Source organism: Streptomyces sp. NPDC036815 (assembly GCF_055609205.1).
Genome location: NZ_JBVJPW010000015.1, coordinates 58,030 through 75,837, shown reverse-complemented (window position 1 = coordinate 75,837; position 17,808 = coordinate 58,030). Strand labels below are relative to the sequence as shown.

At 70.9% G+C, this 17,808-nt stretch carries 17 protein-coding genes; 8 read left to right on the top strand and 9 right to left on the bottom strand.

Annotated features, from left to right (window positions below):
* The first annotated feature begins 9 nt into the window (after positions 1 to 9).
* Both ftsH and folE read left to right on the top strand, forming a co-directional pair.
* On the top strand, positions 10 to 2,031 hold the full coding sequence (gene ftsH / locus ACZ69I_RS26940) for an ATP-dependent zinc metalloprotease FtsH (RefSeq protein ID WP_467674042.1): 2,022 nt from the start codon (positions 10 to 12) through the stop codon (positions 2,029 to 2,031).
* 142 nt (positions 2,032 to 2,173) lie between these two features.
* On the top strand, positions 2,174 to 2,779 hold the full coding sequence (gene folE, locus ACZ69I_RS26935; protein WP_467674040.1) for a GTP cyclohydrolase I FolE: 606 nt from the start codon (positions 2,174 to 2,176) through the stop codon (positions 2,777 to 2,779).
* A 442-nt stretch (positions 2,780 to 3,221) separates the two neighbouring features.
* Here folE and ACZ69I_RS26930 read toward each other — a convergent pair whose 3' ends face one another.
* The 6 genes from ACZ69I_RS26930 to ACZ69I_RS26905 form a co-directional block, all read right to left on the bottom strand.
* Positions 3,222 to 3,707 carry a DUF3180 domain-containing protein gene (locus tag ACZ69I_RS26930; protein WP_470835178.1) on the bottom strand — a complete coding sequence of 162 codons (486 nt, stop codon included), beginning with the start codon at positions 3,705 to 3,707 and terminating at the stop codon, positions 3,222 to 3,224.
* Between the two features lie 47 nt (positions 3,708 to 3,754).
* Positions 3,755 to 4,366 (bottom strand): 2-amino-4-hydroxy-6-hydroxymethyldihydropteridine diphosphokinase, encoded by a 612-nt coding sequence (gene folK / locus ACZ69I_RS26925; RefSeq protein WP_470835177.1) that lies wholly within the window; start codon positions 4,364 to 4,366, stop codon positions 3,755 to 3,757.
* On the bottom strand, positions 4,363 to 4,722 hold the full coding sequence (folB, locus tag ACZ69I_RS26920) for a dihydroneopterin aldolase (RefSeq protein WP_055565731.1): 360 nt from the start codon (positions 4,720 to 4,722) through the stop codon (positions 4,363 to 4,365). The genes folK and folB overlap by 4 nt, the downstream gene beginning before the upstream one ends.
* A gap of 223 nt (positions 4,723 to 4,945) precedes the next feature.
* On the bottom strand, positions 4,946 to 5,503 hold the full coding sequence (locus tag ACZ69I_RS26915; protein ID WP_470835175.1) for a nuclear transport factor 2 family protein: 558 nt from the start codon (positions 5,501 to 5,503) through the stop codon (positions 4,946 to 4,948).
* Positions 5,500 to 6,372, bottom strand: coding sequence for a dihydropteroate synthase (gene folP / locus ACZ69I_RS26910; RefSeq protein WP_470835174.1), 873 nt, complete (start codon positions 6,370 to 6,372; stop codon positions 5,500 to 5,502). Before folP ends, ACZ69I_RS26915 begins: the two co-directional genes overlap by 4 nt.
* A 30-nt stretch (positions 6,373 to 6,402) precedes the next feature.
* A complete protein-coding gene (locus ACZ69I_RS26905) occupies positions 6,403 to 8,223 on the bottom strand; it encodes a phosphatidylglycerol lysyltransferase domain-containing protein (protein ID WP_470835173.1) in 1,821 nt (606 codons plus the stop codon).
* A gap of 250 nt (positions 8,224 to 8,473) precedes the next feature.
* On the opposite strand from ACZ69I_RS26905, the gene ACZ69I_RS26900 reads away from it, so the two are divergent.
* Entirely contained in the window at positions 8,474 to 9,592 is a 1,119-nt protein-coding gene (locus ACZ69I_RS26900) for an alpha/beta hydrolase (RefSeq protein WP_470835172.1), read from the top strand.
* A gap of 25 nt (positions 9,593 to 9,617) precedes the next feature.
* On the opposite strand, the gene ACZ69I_RS26895 is transcribed toward ACZ69I_RS26900, so the two are convergent.
* Positions 9,618 to 10,775 carry an ABC transporter ATP-binding protein gene (locus tag ACZ69I_RS26895; protein WP_470835170.1) on the bottom strand — a complete coding sequence of 386 codons (1,158 nt, stop codon included), beginning with the start codon at positions 10,773 to 10,775 and terminating at the stop codon, positions 9,618 to 9,620.
* A gap of 158 nt (positions 10,776 to 10,933) precedes the next feature.
* Between ACZ69I_RS26895 and ACZ69I_RS26890 the strand changes: the two genes are divergently transcribed.
* The 4 genes from ACZ69I_RS26890 (at position 10,934) to ACZ69I_RS26875 (ending at position 14,654) form a co-directional block, all read left to right on the top strand.
* Entirely contained in the window at positions 10,934 to 11,662 is a 729-nt protein-coding gene (locus ACZ69I_RS26890; protein WP_470835169.1) for an ABC transporter permease, read from the top strand.
* A complete protein-coding gene (locus ACZ69I_RS26885) occupies positions 11,659 to 12,321 on the top strand; it encodes an ABC transporter permease (RefSeq protein WP_361725700.1) in 663 nt (220 codons plus the stop codon). Before ACZ69I_RS26890 ends, ACZ69I_RS26885 begins: the two co-directional genes overlap by 4 nt.
* Positions 12,322 to 12,415: 94 nt before the next feature.
* Positions 12,416 to 13,387: an ABC transporter substrate-binding protein gene (locus tag ACZ69I_RS26880; RefSeq protein ID WP_470835167.1), complete on the top strand. Its 972-nt coding sequence runs from the start codon at positions 12,416 to 12,418 to the stop codon at positions 13,385 to 13,387.
* Positions 13,388 to 13,550: 163 nt separating this feature from the next.
* Positions 13,551 to 14,654 carry a hypothetical protein gene (locus ACZ69I_RS26875; protein WP_470835166.1) on the top strand — a complete coding sequence of 368 codons (1,104 nt, stop codon included), beginning with the start codon at positions 13,551 to 13,553 and terminating at the stop codon, positions 14,652 to 14,654.
* Between the two features lie 51 nt (positions 14,655 to 14,705).
* On the opposite strand, the gene ACZ69I_RS26870 is transcribed toward ACZ69I_RS26875, so the two are convergent.
* Complete coding sequence (locus tag ACZ69I_RS26870; protein ID WP_470835164.1) at positions 14,706 to 16,052, bottom strand: PH domain-containing protein; 1,347 nt, start codon at positions 16,050 to 16,052, stop codon at positions 14,706 to 14,708.
* The gene (locus tag ACZ69I_RS26865) at positions 16,049 to 16,549 is read right to left on the bottom strand and encodes a PH domain-containing protein (protein WP_467674014.1); all 501 of its coding nucleotides are present in this window, start codon (positions 16,547 to 16,549) and stop codon (positions 16,049 to 16,051) included. Before ACZ69I_RS26865 ends, ACZ69I_RS26870 begins: the two co-directional genes overlap by 4 nt.
* 86 nt (positions 16,550 to 16,635) lie before the next feature.
* Between ACZ69I_RS26865 and ACZ69I_RS26860 the strand changes: the two genes are divergently transcribed.
* Positions 16,636 to 17,799, top strand: a complete 1,164-nt coding sequence (locus ACZ69I_RS26860; RefSeq protein WP_467674012.1) for an NADH-quinone oxidoreductase subunit D — start codon at positions 16,636 to 16,638, stop codon at positions 17,797 to 17,799.
* The last annotated feature ends 9 nt before the right edge of the window (positions 17,800 to 17,808 follow it).

Genomic DNA, 17,808 nt, shown 5'->3' with positions numbered 1-17,808 from the left:
TCCGTATGGATGGACGTGAAGCGATACTTCCGTGGGCCAGTCATGTGGATCGTGCTGGCCGTCCTTGCCGTGGTCGTGTTGATGCAGGTCGTCGGCTCGTCCGGCGGCTACAAGACGGTGGACACCGGCCAGGTCGTCCAGGCGATCAACGACAACAAGGTCGAGTCAGCCAAGATCACCACTGGTGACGAGCAGATCATCAAGGCCGAGCTCAAGGACGGCCAGAAGGTCGAGGGCAGCAGCAAGATCCAGGCGAGCTACATCGGCGACCAGGGCGTCGACCTCGCCAAGTCCCTCCAGTCGAAGTACCAGACCAAGGACATCCCGGACGGTTACACCGTCTCGCCGTCGAAGCAGAACCCGTTCGTCGGCATCCTGCTCTCCCTGCTCCCCTTCGTCCTCATCGTCGTCGTCTTCCTGTTCCTGATGAATCAGATGCAGGGCGGCGGCTCCCGGGTCATGAACTTCGGGAAGTCCAAGGCGAAGCTCATCACCAAGGACACCCCGAAGACGACCTTCTCCGATGTGGCGGGGTCCGACGAGGCGGTCGAGGAGCTCCACGAGATCAAGGAGTTCCTGCAGGAACCGGCGAAGTTCCAGGCCGTCGGCGCCAAGATCCCCAAGGGCGTGCTCCTCTACGGCCCGCCCGGTACGGGCAAGACGCTGCTCGCGCGTGCCGTCGCCGGTGAGGCCGGGGTTCCGTTCTACTCGATCTCCGGTTCCGACTTCGTCGAGATGTTCGTCGGTGTCGGTGCCTCCCGTGTGCGTGACCTCTTCGAGCAGGCCAAGGCGAACGCCCCGGCGATCGTCTTCGTCGACGAGATCGACGCCGTCGGCCGCCACCGCGGCGCCGGCATGGGCGGCGGTCACGACGAGCGCGAGCAGACGCTGAACCAGCTGCTCGTCGAGATGGACGGCTTCGACGTGAAGGGCGGCGTCATCCTGATCGCCGCCACGAACCGGCCCGACATCCTCGACCCGGCGCTGCTGCGCCCCGGCCGTTTCGACCGGCAGATCGCCGTCGACCGCCCGGACATGCAGGGCCGTCTGGAGATCCTCAAGGTCCACCAGAAGGGCAAGCCGGTCGCCCCGGACGTCGATCTCGGCGCGGTGGCCCGTCGTACGCCCGGTTTCACCGGCGCCGACCTGTCGAACGTGCTGAACGAAGCGGCGCTCCTCACGGCGCGCGGCGACAAGAAGCTGATCGACAACCACTCGCTGGACGAGGCGATCGACCGCGTCGTGGCGGGTCCGCAGAAGCGGACCAGGATCATGTCCGACAAGGAGAAGAAGATCACCGCGTACCACGAGGGCGGGCACGCCCTGGTCGCGGCGGCGTCTCCGAACTCGGACCCGGTCCACAAGATCACGATCCTGTCCCGCGGCCGGGCCCTCGGTTACACGATGGTCCTGCCCGAAGAGGACAAGTACTCGACCACGCGCAACGAAATGCTCGACCAGCTCGCGTACATGCTGGGCGGGCGCGCGGCCGAGGAGCTCGTCTTCCACGACCCGACGACGGGCGCGGCGAACGACATCGAGAAGGCCACCGCGACCGCCCGTGCCATGGTCACGCAGTACGGCATGACCGAGCGGCTCGGCGCGATCAAGTTCGGCGGTGACAACACCGAGCCGTTCCTTGGCCGCGAGATGGGTCACCCGCGCGACTACTCGGAAGAGGTCGCGGCGCTGGTCGACGAGGAGGTCAAGAAGCTCATCGAGACCGCGCACAACGAAGCGTGGGAGATCCTCGTCGAGAACCGCGACGTCCTCGACAACCTGGTTCTGCAGCTCCTCGAGAAGGAGACGCTGAACAAGGAGCAGATCGCCGAGGTCTTCGCGGGCATCGTCAAGCGCCCGGCCCGCCCGGCGTGGACCGGCTCCTCGCGGCGCACGCCCTCGACCCGTCCGCCGGTGCTCTCCCCCCGGGAGCTGTCGCTGACGAACGGTGCGAACGGCGCCACCCCCGCGGTGACCGCGGGCACGGAGCAGCCCATCGAGGTGGCCCCGGAGGACCGCCCCGAGAGCTGACCCCGCCTGCCTCAGCAGGCCCGGAATGGATGCCGCGCCCCCCTGGTTCTAGCCTGGGGGGCGCGGCTTGTTTTGTACGCCCGCCGTAGGCACGCTCACACCCGCGCAGGCAGGCGCGGGCACGCACAGGAACGAGGCACAGATGACCGACCCCGTGACGCTCGACGGCGAGGGCTCGATCGGTGAGTTCGACGAGAAGCGGGCCGAGAACGCCGTGCGTGAGCTGTTGATCGCCGTGGGGGAGGACCCGGACCGCGAGGGCCTGCGGGAGACGCCGGGGCGCGTGGCGCGTGCGTACCGGGAGATATTCGCGGGGCTGTGGCAGCGGCCGGAGGACGTCCTGACGACGACGTTCGACCTCGGCCACGACGAGATGGTCCTGGTGAAGGACATCGAGGTCATGAGCTCCTGCGAGCACCATCTGGTGCCGTTCGTCGGGGTCGCCCACGTCGGGTACATCCCGTCCACCGACGGCAAGATCACGGGGCTGTCGAAGCTGGCCAGGCTCGTGGACGTGTTCGCGCGCAGGCCGCAGGTGCAGGAGCGGCTGACCACGCAGATCGCCGACTCCCTGATGGAGATACTGGAGCCGCGCGGTGTGATCGTGGTCGTCGAGTGCGAGCACATGTGCATGACGATGCGCGGGGTGCGCAAGCCCGGCGCCAAGACGATCACCTCCGCGGTGCGCGGGCAGCTGCGCGACCCCGCGACGCGCAATGAGGCGATGAGCCTGATCATGGCCCGCTGAGCCGCTCCTGTTTCGCATGGCCCCGCAAGGCACCTCCGACTCGCCCGCCAACTCGCCCTCCATAACCGGGAGTTATGGGGGCGACTATGGGACGGCGTCGCGACCAGGTCGGCCTCGTGCCGTGGTCGCCGCTGGGCGCCGGATTCCTGACGGGCACCGTCGGGCAGGTCGAGGAGGGCGACTTCCGGCAGAACGCGCCGCGCTTCGACGCGGCGAACCTGAAGGCCGACAACGACCGTCTCGCGCCGGTGCGGGGCGTCGCGGAGGAGCTGGACATCACCGGACGCGCTGGCGCGGCTGGACCGGATCCTGGGCGAGATGCGGGTCGAGGGCGGAACGCTGCTGTAGCGGCCGCTGAGGGCCTCGCCGGACCGGCGGGGCCTCTACCCGGTCACGAGGTCCTCCGGGGCCGGGTGGGGCGGAGGACGGCGCTGGGGCGTGGTTACGCCGCCGCGGCCGTCCCGCCGTCCTCGTCGTCGTCCTCGGGGAGCTTGCAGACCCGCTCCATGAAGAAGGCGGCCACTATCACCGTGATGCCCATCAGGACCGACAGCCCGGCATACACCGCCTGGTCACGGCGGCCCGGGATGTCGAGGAACTCCAGCATGAACACGCCCACACCGCCGTACATCCCGGTGACGAGCGCCGCGACCAGGGCGCTGGCCTGGCCGAAGACGACGGCGCGGGCGGCCATCATCGGTTCGACGCCCTTCGCGCCGGGGCGGCGCTCACGCTGGGCGCGCAGCCGTGAGCGGAGCGAGAGCGCCGTCGCGAACAGGACGACGGCGATGACCGCGAGTACGATGGGCGCGGCCAGCGGGACGCGCGGCAGCGTGCCGAAGGAGTCCCACAGCCGGGCGCCCGACCAGGACAGCACTCCGGCCGCGAGGAAAAGGCCGGCCAGCGTCCTGATGCGCAGTTCCTTCACGGGTGACCCTTCATCGGCTTGCTTACCTCGACCGCCTTCTCCAACGACTACTCCGGCAGTCGGAGTTCCAGGTCGGCGCGGGGCGCGACACCTTCGCGGGTGACCGTCTCCAGGAGGTGCGCCACCGGGCCGCGGCCGGCCAGCCGGGCCTCGGGGTCGACGTCGTACCAGGGGGCGAGGACGAAGGCACGCTCGTGCGCGCGCGGGTGGGGCAGCGTGAGCACCGGGTCGTCGGAGACGACGTCGGCGTACGCCACGATGTCCACGTCGATCGTGCGTGGGCCCCAGCGCTCGTCGCGGACGCGGTGGAAGGCCTCCTCGACCGCGTGCGCGCGCTCCAGGAGCGAGGCGGGCGGCAGGGTCGTCTTCACCACGACGACCGCGTTGAAGTACGAGGGCTGGCTGCCGGGGTCGACGCCCCACGGCTCCGTCTCGTACACCGGGGAGACCGCCTTGACCCGCAGGCCGGGCGTGTCCTCCAGGGCGTCGATGGCGCCCTGCAGCGTCTCCAGGCGGTTGCCGAGATTGCTGCCGAGGGAGATCACGGCGCGCTTGGGGTTGGAGAGGGTGGTGTCCGCCGCGTCCACCTGTTCGACGACGGAGGTGGGCACCGGCTGGACGGTCGGGTCGCTCTGACCCGCTGTGAAGGGCGCAGTCATACTCGGCTCCGGGTGATGGTGACGGTCACGTCGTCGAACGGCACGGTGATCGGGGCGTCCGGCTTGTGCACGCACACCTCGACCTCCAGGACTCCGTCGTGCTTGAGACACGCCTGCGCGATGCGCTCGGCCAGCGTCTCGATGAGGTCGACGGGTTCGCCCTCGACGACGGCGACGACCTCTTCGGCCACGATCCCGTAGTGCACGGTCTTCGCCAGGTCGTCGTCGGCCGCGGCCGCGCGCGTGTCCAGACCAAGCACCAGGTCCACGATGAAGGTCTGGCCCTCTTCGCGCTCCCGCGGATAGACACCGTGGTGCCCGCGGGCCTTGAGGCCGCGCAGCGCGACACGATCCACGCGAATCACTCCTGCAATCGTCGGTATCGGCAGGCCTGTACCGAGTGCGGTCGGCACACCAGCCTCGATCGAATCTACCTGCGAGCACCGACAGTGCTCGCCCGCGGGGCCCGCGGAGCGCCCCGGCGGAGGCCGCACGAGCCGCGTTCCGGCCGCGGCTCACGGCCGGTGGCCGCCAGCCCCCGACGGCCTGTGATCCCGGCCACTCCCTGCGTCTACCCACTCAGGACGGGGTCTCGTCGTCCTCTTCGTCGTCAGTTTCGGCCAGCACGGGCGACGCGTGGTGGGACCAGAGTTTCCAGCCGTCGGGTGTGCGCCGGAACACATTGGTGGCGACCACGAGCTGGCCCACGAGCGGGCCGAGTTCACCGCCGCCCTCCGGGGGCGGGCCGCCGCTGAGGATGTTCTCGGTGCACGTCACCAGGGCGGTGTCGCCGGTCACGCCGACCTTCAGGTCGGTGAGGAAGAACTGGATGTACTCCGTGTTCGCCATGATCAGCGCGTACGACCTGAGGACCTCGCCGCGGCCCCTGAGGACGGGCCAGCCGGGGTGGACGCAGGAGACGGTGTCCCCGGCCGTCGCCTCGGCCTCGCCGCCCTCGACGGTGTCGTCGAGGACGTTGTCGGTGTCGGTCTCGGTGGTGGTGACCGTTCCGTCGGTGTCCGCGTCGGAGTCCAGCCACAGGTCGGACACCGCGTCGAAGTCGCCGCGCTCCAGCGCTTCGTAGAAGGCGGTGTTGGCGAGCTCGACCTGCTCGATGTCGGTCCGTGCCGCGGTCACCGGTGGCCGCCCGCCGCGCCCGTCACGGCCCGGGCGACCCGGACCGCGTCGGCCGTGGCCCGCACCTCGTGCACGCGGACCGCCCAGGCGCCCTGGTGGGCGGCTATGGCGGAGACGGCGGCGGTGGCGGCGTCGCGCTCACGGGCGGGTGGCGGGGCGCCCTCGGGACCGGCCAGGACGCGGCCCAGGAACCGCTTGCGGGAGGCGGCGACCAGGATCGGGTGGCCGAGCTCGGTGAGCCGCTCGAAGCGGCCGAGGAGGGCCAGGTCGTGCTCGGCGTCCTTGGAGAAGCCGAGGCCCGGGTCGACGACGATGCGCTCGGGGGCGATGCCGCCCTCGATGGCGGCCGCCACGCGTGCGTGCAGCTCGGTGACGACTTCGGAGACCACGTCCTCGTAATGCGGCTTGGCGTGGATGTCCGTGAGGAAGCCGCGCCAGTGCATGACGACGAAGGGGGCGTCCGCGGCGGCGACCGCAGGGACCATGCGGGGGTCGGCGAGGCCGCCGCTGACGTCGTTCACGAGGACGGCGCCCGCGGCGAGGGCCTGCTCGGCGACGGTGGCGCGCATGGTGTCCACGGAGACCGTGACGCCCTCGGCGGCCAGGCCGCGCACCACGGGGACGACGCGCTTGAGCTCCTCGTCCTCGTCCACGCGGGAGGCGCCGGGGCGGGTGGACTCGCCGCCGACGTCGACGAGGTCGGCGCCCTGCGCGACCAGGTCGATGCCGTGCTTGACCGCGGCCGTCGTGTCGAACCAGCGACCGCCGTCGGAGAACGAGTCCGGCGTCACGTTCACCACGCCCATGACCGCACAGCGGTCCCACTCCGGCAGCCCCTGGACCGATCCCCGCCCGCGCAACGTACTCATGCCTCCAGCCTAGGCCCGTGGGGACGGGTGCTACGCCGCCTGGACCTCGCGCTCCGCCGCCTGGTGCGGGCAGGGGCGGCGCTGCGGGGTGCCCCTGCGCAGGAAGCGGGGGACGGCGAGGTTCACGAAGCCCTCGGCCTGCATGGCGGCGAAGCCGATGCGGGGCAGGTCCTTGCTGGAGCGGTAGACGACGAAGCGGGGCTCCCAGCGGGGGCGGAACTTCGCGTTGAACTTGTACAGGGACTCGATCTGGAACCAGCGGGAGAGGAAGACCAGCAGGCCGCGCCAGGCGCGCAGGACGGGGCCCGCGCCGATCTTCTCGCCGCGCGCGAGGGCCGCCCGGAACATCGCGAAGTTGAGCGAGACTCGAGCGATGCCGAGTTTCGGGGCGGCCTGCAGGGCGGCGACGATGAGCAGCTCGTTCATGCCGGGGTCGGCGGAGCGGTCGCGGCGCATGAGGTCGAGGGAGACGCCGTCCTTGCCCCACGGGACGAAGTGGAGGACGGCCTTCAGGTCGCCGTAGGAGCCGGGCTCCTCGTCCGCCTTGTGCGCGGTGGCGATCAGGCAGTCGCCGTCGTTCGGGTCGCCGATGCGGCCGAGCGCCATGGAGAAGCCGCGCTCGGTGTCGGTGCCGCGCCAGTCGTCGGCGGCGCGCTGGATCTTGGCGAGCTCCTGCTCGCCGAGGTCACGGATGCGCCGTACGCGCGTCTCGTAGCCATTGCGCTCGATCCGCTTGACCATCTGACGTACGTTGCGCATCGCACGCCCGGAGAGGGAGAAATCCGCGACGTCCACCACCGCCTCGTCGCCCAGTTCCAGGGCGTCCAGGCCGGTCTCGCGGGTCCAGACCTCGCCGCCCGTCTCGGAGCAGCCCATGACGGCGGGCGTCCAGGAGTGGGCCTTCGCCTCGTCCATGAAGCGTTCGATCGCGCCGGGCCAGGCCTCGACGTCGCCGATCGGGTCGCCGCTGGCGAGCATCACTCCGGAGACGACGCGGTAGGTGACGGCGGCCTTGCCGCTGGGCGAGAAGACGACGCCCTTGTCGCGGCGGAGCGCGAAGTGGCCGAGCGAGTCGCGGCCGCCGTGCTTGTCGAGCAGCGCGCGCAGCTTCGTCTCGTCGTCCTCGGTGAGGCGCGCGGCCGGGTGCTCGGGGCGGAAGGCCAGGTAGATGGTGGTGAGGGCGGTCAGCATGCCGAGGGCGCCGAGGGAGAAACCGACCGTCCAGGACGTGCGTCCGTAGTAGTCGACGGGCCCTTCGAAGCCGAAGAGACCGTAGAGGACGTGTTCCAGGCGGTCCGTGATGCTCGGGTCCCCGATGACCCTCCCGGGGTGGACACTGACGATCACCAGGCCCAGCGCGATCGAACCGGCACCGAGGAGGACGAAGTTGGCCAGAGCCCGCCAGCGGCTGCGCGGATCGGGCAGTGCGGTGAACTCACTCCGGTGGCGCAACAGGAGCGCGAGAAGCGCGAGCGAGATCACCACGCCGATGACCGAGTGCCGGTACCCGAACTGCGCCACGGCGCCCACCGGCAGCAGCACCGCGGCGGCCCGCCACGCCCGGCGCTTGTGGCGCCGCAGGCCGTGCGCGAGCAGCAGCAGGAGGATGCCGGAGCTGAGCGCCATTGCGGCGGCGAACGGCCCGAGCGCGCCGGGCAGCACCTCGGCGATGGCGTGCATGCGGCTGTGCCGGAAGCGGGGGAAGACACCGGCCGCGACGTTCAGCAGGCCGACGAGCGTGCATGCTCTGGCGACGAGGGTCGGCACCGCCTCGGGCCGTGGGCCGCGCAGTATCCGGCGCAGTCGGCCGTCGCGGTGGCGGCCCTCACTGTCCGGAACCCCGCCCGACATTTCCCCATCTATCCTGACAGACATCGCATCCCGTAGTTCTGCGAGAGACCTTGATTCCGGCGCCAGAACGGCATCCGGCAACATTGCGTTCTCTAGGACGGTCCTTCTGGGACACGGGTTCATTCCCGACCGGAAACCGCTGGAAAAGCTCTGGCAAGGACCCCGGTGAGCGCCGGCAAGGTCCGGGCCGGGTCCGGTCAAGCCGCGGCGTGCGCCCGGCACAGGTAGAAAGCGCAGGCAGGAACACCCCATGGGTCTCACGAGCAACAAGGTCCTCGCCCTTGCGGTCTTGCTGGCGGTGCTGCTCTTCGTCGGCACGATCTGGCTCTGGCCGCGGCTCGCCCGCCGCAGCTGGAAGGCGATCACCGGCCGCGTCGGGCTGCTCATCGCCACCCAGGTCGCCATATTCGCCTCGGTGGGCCTGTCGGCCAACCAGGCCTTCGGCTTCTACGCCACGTGGGCCGACCTCTTCGGCCAGGAGACGGCCCCCGGAGTGGTGGTCGACCACGATCCGGCCAAAGGGGCAGGGCCCGTCAAGGTCGTCGACACCCAGACCGTGAACGTGCCGGGCGGCAGCCGGCCCGCCACCGGGGGCCAGATCCAGAAGGTGGAGATCAGCGGCAAGAGGTCCAACATCGCCAGTCAGGCCTACGTCTACCTGCCGCCCGAGTACTTCCAGCCGCAGTACAAGAACCGGAAGTTCCCCGCGGCCGTGGTGCTCACCGGCTACCCGGGCACCGCAAAGGCGCTGATCACGGGTCTGCACTACCCGCAGACCGCCCACAAGCAGGCCGCCGACGGCAAGATGCAGCCGATGATCCTGGTCATGATGCGGCCCACGGTGGCACCGCCGCGCGACACGGAGTGCGTGGACGTCCCCGGCGGCCCGCAGACCGAGACGTTCTTCGCCAAGGACCTGCCCGGAGCGATGGCGGATCACTACAGGGTGGGCGTCAAGCCCGAGAACTGGGGCGCCATCGGCGACTCCACGGGCGGCTACTGCGCCCTGAAGCTCGCCGTGCACCACCCCGAGACGTACGCCGCGGGCGCGGGCCTGTCCGCGTACTACAAGGCGCCCCTCGACGTCACCACCGGCGATCTCTTCCACGGCGACAAGGACCTGCAGCGGCGCGCCGACCTGCTCTGGTACCTCGACCACAAGCCGGCGCCCAAGACGTCCCTGCTGGTGACCAGCAGCAAGAAGGGCGAGGACAACTACGGCGCCACCCAGAAGTTCATCGACAAGGTGAAGCCGCCCACGCGCGTGTCGTCGATCACGCTGGACAGCGGCGGGCACAACTTCAACACCTGGCGCAGGGAGATCCCGGCCGCCCTGCAGTGGATGAGCGGGCGCCTCAGCGAGGACTGACGCCAGGAGCCCGTGACGCGGGCACTCAGTCCGTACCGATAGCCGTCACCGTCTCCAGGTCGACCTCGGCGCGCGCGATGGCGCGCGCCTCCGCCGCCGTGGAGCGGCGCAGCGCCTCGTGCAGCCGGGCCGGGGTGAGCACGCCGAGGAAGCGGCCCTCGCTGTCCTTGTCGATGACCGCGATCCACCCCGCGTCGTGCTGCAGCATCGTCGCGAACGCCTGCTTCAGGCTCGCGCCCACCGGCAGCCACGCCTCCATGCGGCGGGCGTGCGCGCGGACCGTGCCGCTGCCCACGCGCGCGTGCTCGGCGGAGATCCAGCCGTGCAGGTTGTTGTCGCCGTCCAGGACGACGGCCCAGCGGGCGTCGAGCTCCTTGGGCAGCGGGTCGTCGAGGTGCACCACGGGGGGCTGCTCCAGGTCGCCCTCCTCGATCGGCGTCACGGAGAGCCGCTTCAGGCCGCGGTCCGCGCCGACGAAGTCGGCCACGTAGTCGTTCGCGGGGGCGCCGAGGACCGTGGAGGGGGTGTCGAACTGCTCGACGCGGCCCTCTCCGTACACGGCGATCCGGTCGCCGAGCCGGACCGCCTCCTCGATGTCGTGCGTGACGAAGAGCACGGTCTTGCGCACCGCCTGCTGGAGGCGGAGGAACTCGTTCTGCAAGTGCTCGCGCACCACCGGGTCGACCGCTCCGAAGGGCTCGTCCATCAGGAGCACCGGCGGATCGGCCGCGAGGGCGCGGGCCACGCCGACGCGCTGGCGCTGCCCTCCGGAGAGCTGCTCGGGATAGCGGTCGCCGAAGACGGCGGGGTCGAGGCCGACCAGGTCGAGGAGTTCGGCCGCGCGCTCGCGGGCCTTGCCCCGCTTGACGCCGAGGAGGTGCGGCACGGTCGCCGTGTTGTCGAGCACCGTCTTGTGCGGGAAGAGGCCGACCTGCTGGATCACATAGCCGATACGGCGCCGCAGTTGGACCGGATCGATTCCGGATATGTCCTCGCCGTCGACGAATATCCGGCCCGCGCTCGGTTCGATGAGCCGGTTCACCATTTTCATCGTGGTCGTCTTGCCGCAGCCCGAAGGGCCGACGAGCGTGACCAGTTCACCCTCGGCGACCTCGAAGGACAGATCGTCGACGGCCGTGGTGCCGTCCGCGTAGCGCTTGGTGACGTGTTCGAACCGGATCATGGTTCCCCATTGTGGAGGGCGGTGGCGGGCTGGGCGTGACGGCAGTGTTGCGGCCGTACGACGAGTCTCTGCGATTGTCGGTGGCGCGCGTTAGGGTCGCCAGACACGGGGGGACGTGTGTACGGCATACGTCCGGGAATTCGGGGGAGGTGGGGCGCGTGGCCGAGCAGAACTGTCTGGTGACGAACGACTGGATCTGCGGAGAATATCTCCGCACCCGCAGCCAGGAGTTGATCGATGCGACCCTGCAGCACGTGGGCATCACGGTCGTCTCCGTGGCGATCGGGGTCGCGGTGGCCCTGCCGCTCGCACTGCTCGCGCGGCGCTGGCGTTTCCTCGCGGGACCGATCCTCGGCGTGACGACGGTGCTCTACTCCATCCCCTCGCTGGCGATGTTCTCGCTGCTCCTGCCCCTCTTCGGGCTCTCGGCCTCACTGGTCGTCACCGGCCTCGTGCTGTACAGCCTCACGGTCCTCGTGCGGAACATCCTGGCGGGCCTCCGGGCCGTGCCCGACGAGGCGCGGGACGCCGCCCGGGGGATGGGGTACGGACCGGCGAGGCTGCTGTGGGAGGTGGAGCTGCCGCTCGCGCTGCCCGCCCTGCTCGCAGGCGTCCGCATCACCACGGTCTCCACGGTCGCGCTGACCACCGTCGGCGCCATCGTGGACTACGGCGGCCTCGGCACCCTCATCCTCGACGGCCTCGACACGACCTTCAAGGCCCAGGTGCTCACGGCGTCGGTGCTCTGCGTGCTCCTCGCCGTCGCCGCCGACCTGCTGCTGCTCGGGCTCCAGCGGTGGCTGACGCCGTGGACGCGGGCCCCTCGGACACGGACGAGCCGCGCCGCCCGGAAGGCGGACCCGGCCAAGGTGGCTGAGCCTGTATGAACGCGATATCCGGGGCGTACGACTGGCTGACCACGGGCGCCAACTGGCAGGGCGAGAAGGGGGTGTGGCACCGGCTCGCCGAGCACCTGTACTTCAGCGGTGTCTGCCTCGCCGTCGCCTGCGTCATCGCGCTGCCCCTCGCGCTGTACCTCGGTCACATCGGCAAGGGCGGCGCCCTCGCGGTCAACATCTCCAACGTCGGCCGTGCGGTGCCCACCCTGGCCCTGCTGATCCTGCTCACGCTCACCCCGCTCGGCGAGCACGGTGACGCGCCGACGCTGATCGCGCTCGTGCTCTTCGCCGTCCCGCCCCTGCTGACCAACGCGTATCTGGGGATGCGCGAGGTGGACCGGTCGGTGGTGGAGGCCGCGCGCGGGATGGGGATGAGCGGCGGCCAGCTGTTCGCGCGGGTCGAGCTGCCGCTCGCGTATCCGCTGATCATGACCGGTGTCCGGTCGGCCGGCGTCCAGGTCGTCGCGACGGCCACGCTCGCCGCGATGGCGGGCGAGGGGGGCCTCGGCCGGATCATCACGGCCGGGTTCAACCTGCAGAACACGCCGCAAGTGGTGGCGGGCGCCGTCCTGGTGGCGCTGCTCGCGCTGCTCGTGGAGGGGGTCCTGGTGGTCGCGGGCCGTCTCTTCGACCCGATGCGGCGATAGCGCTCCCCGTACGGCGATAGCTCCCCCCGTACGGCGACAGCGCCCCCGTACAGCGAGTTCTGATCCTTCTTCCTTTCGAAATGGTGGTTCACCGATGAACAGCAACACGCGTCGTGCGCGACGGATGGCAGGGGCGGCCGCGGCCGTCGTGGCGCTGACCGCGGGTCTCGCCGCGTGCGGCGGGGACGACCTGGAGTCGAAGGGCGACGGGGCGGACAAGGCGGGCGACGGCAAGAAGGGCTCGCTCGTCGTGGGCTCCGCGCGGTTCACCGAGCAGAAGGTGCTCGCCGAGCTCTATGTGGGCGTCCTGGCGGATGCCGGTTATGACGCGCAGGTCAAGACCGTGCAGAACCGCGAGATCTACAAGCCCGAACTGAAGAAGGGCTCGATCGACGTCGCTCCCGAATACGCGGCGACGCTCGCGGAATTCCTCAACCTGGAGAAGAACGGCCCGAAGGCGAAGCTCGTCGCCTCCAGCGATCTGGACGCCACGATGAGCGCGCTGGAGAAGCTCGCGGAGCCGCAGGGCCTGAAGGTGCTCCCGGCCGGCAAGGCGGTCGACCAGAACGCGTTCGCGGTCTCCAGGGAATACGCCGGGAAGCACAAGCTCAAGACCCTCTCGGACCTCGGCAAGTCGGGTGAGAAGGTCAAGATCGCGGCGGGCGACGAATGCGAGACCCGCCCCTTCTGCGCGCCGGGCCTGAAGTCGAAGTACGGCATCGACGTCGCCGGAATCGACCCCAAGGGCGTCGGCAACACGCAGTCCAAGCAGGCCGTCAAGAACGGCACGGACCAGATGCTGCTGACCACGACGACCGACGCGACGCTGAAGAACTACGACCTCGTGATCCTCGAGGACGACAAGAAGCTGCAGAACGCGGACAACATCGTTCCGGTGGTGAACGAGAAGGAGGCCGGCGACAAGGAGATAGCCGCCGCGCTCGGGAAGCTGACCAAGACGCTCACCACGGAAGACCTCATGGAACTCAACCGGAAGGTCGACGAGGAGCGGCAGAAGGAAGCGGATGTCGCGCACGAGTATCTGAAGTCGAAGGGCCTGATCTGAAGTTGATCAAGAAAAGGCCCGGGAAGTTCCGCGACCGCAGCGGAAGTTGAGCGCTGAAGCAAAACGGACGAGGGGTGGGGAGTTGTGGCGAGTTCTGGTCGTGATGCCTGCTTTTTGCCGGGCGGGGCACCAGACTTCGCCTACGCGCGGTAAGTTTCTGGCCATGCCACGTGGACGTCACCGCCATTCCCCACCCCTGCACAGGCTGCTTCCTCCCTCGACGGTCGCAGGCGTCTCTGTTCTCAGCGCCGGCGGCGCCTGGATGTTCGCGGAACCGATCGTGCTCCGCGGACTCGTCGCGGCCGCGGCGGCCGCCGCCGTCGTCGGCTCGGTCGTCATGCGCCGCTGGGACCAGGCGGCCGGCAAACGCGTCGCCGAACTCGGCCGGGCCCGCGCGAGCGACGAGTGGCGCTACGAGGAACGCATAGCCGAGGCCGAGGGCGACCTGGAGGAGTCCCGCGAACTGCGGGGCAAGCTGGAGACGAAGCTGCGCGCCAAGCGCGCCGAGCTGGCGGCGCTGCGCAACGAACACGCGGCGCTCCTGCGGCGGTACGCCACCGCCGAGACGGAGCGGGCCAGCGCCCTGGAGGGGCGGCGGCTGCTCGCCATCGAGGCGTCGTCACCGGCGCCCGCGCTGCCGGCGGCCGGTACGGGTTCCGGCGCGGAGGACCTGGTGCCCGCGGTGCGGGCCGGGGCGCCGGTGCCGAAGGCTCGTACGGAGGCCGCACCACCTCGTACGGAGACTGGTGCTGGTGCTGGTGCTGGTGCTGGTGCTGGTGCTGGTGCTGGTTCCGGTTCGAGGGGCGAGGCGGCCGGAAGTGCCGCCCGGCCGGGTGCGAGTCCCACTCCGGCCCCCACCCCCGCCCTGTTCCAGCGGGCCAACGCGGCGCTCGACCGCATGGCCCCGACGGCGGAGGACGATGCGCGGGGGAAGCCCGGGGCGGCCGACGGATACGGCGGGCACGAGCGCGCGGTCGCCGTCGCGCCGCCCGTGCAGGCGCGGCGCGCGGCGCCCCGGGGCGGGTTCGACTTCTTCGGCACGAAGGACGTGGCGCCCGCGGCGCTGGAGTCCGTGCAGAACGAGGACCTCGCCGACGTGGTGGGCGAGGAGGCCCTCGCGGTCCACAAGGCGGAGGCCGAGGGCGAGTTCAAGAACGCGCCCGAGGACGACGCGGCGCGGGGTGTCGGTCAGGTCATCGACCTGACGGCCCACGACGAGACGGAACAGATCGACGTGGCGGAACTGAGGACGGCCCTGCGGGCGTAAGCCCCCAGGGGCGCGGGGGAGCCGCGTGCCCAGCCCTCGGCGGTTGGGCCGTCAGGCCATCCACCGGTCCGGGCGCGCCGTCCTGCGGCCCGTACGGGACCGGTCCGCCTGCGCCTGGAGAAGCCCGGCCGCCTCCGCAGCGGGCCGCAGCCGGGCCGTCACGGTCTTGTTGGCCCCCGTGTCCACCCGCACGTCGGCCACGCCCTTGAACCGCTCCCACGGCCCCTGGGAGAGCCGCACGCTCTGTACCTTCGCGTGCGGCACGAGCGAGAGACGGCGCTTGAACAGGCCGTGGCGCGCCGCGAAGACCTCACCGGTGACCGCCAGGCCGTACCCCTTCCACCAGAGCGGCACGCACCACGCCGCGCGCGCGGGCGGCGGATCGAGGTCGGCCGCCACCGGCACCCGTACGCCCGGCAGGACCCGGCCGATCACCGCCTCGGCGTGTTCCCGCGGCGCGACCGGCACCAGGACGCCGTTGGCCGAGCCCGCCACGTCCAGCTCGACCCGTACCCAGCCACGCCGCCGCCACAGCAGCGGCTGCACGATGTGCACGGTCTGCACGCGGCCCGGCGGCACCGTCTCGTGGGCCTTGTCGAGCAGCCCGTGGTCGATGCGGATGCCGTCCGGGGACTCGCCCACCGTCCAGTCGTACTCCTTGACGAAACGGCCGCCGCTGCTCGCGAACGCGCCGCCCAGCATGGGCAGGGCGGTCGCGAGGACCGTCCAGGCGTTGTGCGTGGCGATCCAGAGGAACGCGGGCACCACGACCGCCGACAGGAGCAGCGCCCAGGGCCCGCCGGTCAGCAGCAGCGAGACGGCGAGCATGCGCGGCTGGACGTGCAGCAGGTTCCGCACGGGTGCCTCGCCCACCTCGCGCGCCTCCTCGGGGGCAAAACCGGCCGCCCGTGCGAGGAGTTCGGCGCGCAGCCCGGCCGCTTCCCGTTCCCCGAGGTAGGCCAGCTCGTCCTTCTTGTCCGCGCCGACGACGTCCAGCTTGAGCTTGGCGACGCCCGCGACACGGGCGAGCAGCGGCCGGGTCACGTCGACGGCCTGGAGGCGGTCGAGCCGAATGTGGGCCGTGCGGCGGAAGAACAGCCCGGTGCGGATGCGCAGTTCGGTGTCGGTGACCGAGAAGTGCGTGAACCACCAGCTCAAGAAGCCGTACAGGGCGCCGCCGAGGATGACGGCGGCGCTGCCGATGAGCAGGGTGGTCGCGGTCAGTTCGGAGAGGCGCTGCTGGGTGCCGTTCGGGTCGTGGACCGCCCAGCCCACCAGGATCGCGAAGGGCGCCCACGCGCGGCGCAGCGGTGTGACGGGGTGCAGCCGCCGCTCGGGCGACGCGCCGTCCGCCGTCACCGGGCCCTCTCCGTCACGGGCTTCCCGTACGTCGCTCACAGCCCCGCCGATCGGGCCTCGCCGAGCTCGGTCAGGCGGTCGCGCAGCCGCTCGGCCTCCTCCGGGAGCAGGCCGGGGATGCACGCGTCGGTGGCCGCCGCGGCGGTGTGCAGCTGGACGCTCGCGAGTCCGAAGCGCCGCTCCACCGGTCCCGACGTCACCTCGACCAGCTGCATGCGCCCGTACGGCACGACGGTCTCCTCGTGCCAGAGCACGCCCCGGCTGATGAGCAGGTCGTCGGCGCGCTCCGCGTACCGCCACGAGCGCCAGTTCCGCCCGAGGACCGGCCAGCCCCAGGCCACGACGGCGAGCGGCAGCAGCGCGAAGGCGGCCCAGGCGGGCCCCGCGAACAGGCCGAGCAGCACGCCGAGGGCCGCCGCGATCGGCACCAGCCAGACCACCAGGAGGAGCCGCCGCAGCTTCAGCAGCCCTCGCGGCAGCCCGGTCCACACCGGCTCCGTGTGCGCGCCCGCCGGTCCCGCCGTCCCCGTTTCCATGGCTCAAGCGTACGTACGCGCCACGACGGACGGGTACGGGCGGAACGGGCGGCCACGGACGGCGGGGCGTGCGAGAGACTGTGGCCATGAGTCCCACGACGGAGACCACCACGGAGACCACGCTCGGCATCGGCGGAGCGGCCGAGAGCACCGACATGGTGCTCAACATCGGCCCCCAGCACCCGTCCACGCACGGTGTGCTCCGCCTCCGCCTGGTCCTGGACGGCGAGCGCATCCAGCACGCGGAGCCGGTCATCGGCTACATGCACCGCGGTGCGGAGAAGCTCTTCGAGGCCCGGGACTACCGGCAGATCGTGATGCTGGCCAACCGGCACGACTGGCTCTCGGCGTTCTCGAACGAGCTGGGCGTCGTCCTGGGCGTGGAGCGGATGCTCGGCATGGAGGTGCCCGAGCGGGCCGTCTGGATGCGCACGCTGCTCGCCGAGCTGAACCGGGTCCTCAACCACCTGATGTTCCTCGGCTCGTACCCGCTCGAACTGGGCGGCATCACCCCGGTGTTCCACGCGTTCCGCGAGCGCGAGGAGCTCCAGAACGTGATGGAGGAGATCTCCGGCGGCCGTATGCACTACATGTTCAACCGCGTGGGCGGCCTCAAGGAGGACCTGCCTTCCGGATGGGCCACCCGCGCGCGTGCGGCGGTCGCGTCGGTGCGCTCGCGCATGGACGTGTACGACCGGCTCGTGCTCGGCAACGAGATCTTCCGCGGCCGCACGCGCGGCGTGGGCGTCCTCTCGCCCGAGGCGGTGCACGCCTACGGGGTGAGCGGCCCCATCGCCCGCGCCTCCGGGGTCGACTTCGACCTGCGCCGGGACGAGCCCTACCTCGCGTACGGCGAGCTCCAGGACACCCTCAGGGTCGTCACGCGCCAGGAGGGCGACTGCCTGGCCCGCTTCGAGTGCCTCCTGGAGCAGACGCACGTCGCGCTCGACCTCGCGGACGCCTGTCTGGACCGGCTCGCGGAGCTTCCGCAGGGCCCGATCAACCAGCGCCTCCCGAAGGTCCTCAAGGCCCCCGAGGGCCACACGTACGCGTGGACCGAGAACCCGCTCGGCATCAACGGCTACTATCTCGTCAGCAAGGGCGAGAAGACCCCCTACCGCCTGAAGCTCCGCTCGGCCTCGTACAACAACATCCAGGCGCTGACCGAGCTGCTTCCGGGGCAGCTGGTGGCGGACATGGTGGCGATCCTGGGGTCGCTGTTCTTCGTGGTCGGGGACATCGACAAGTAGGGCCGACAG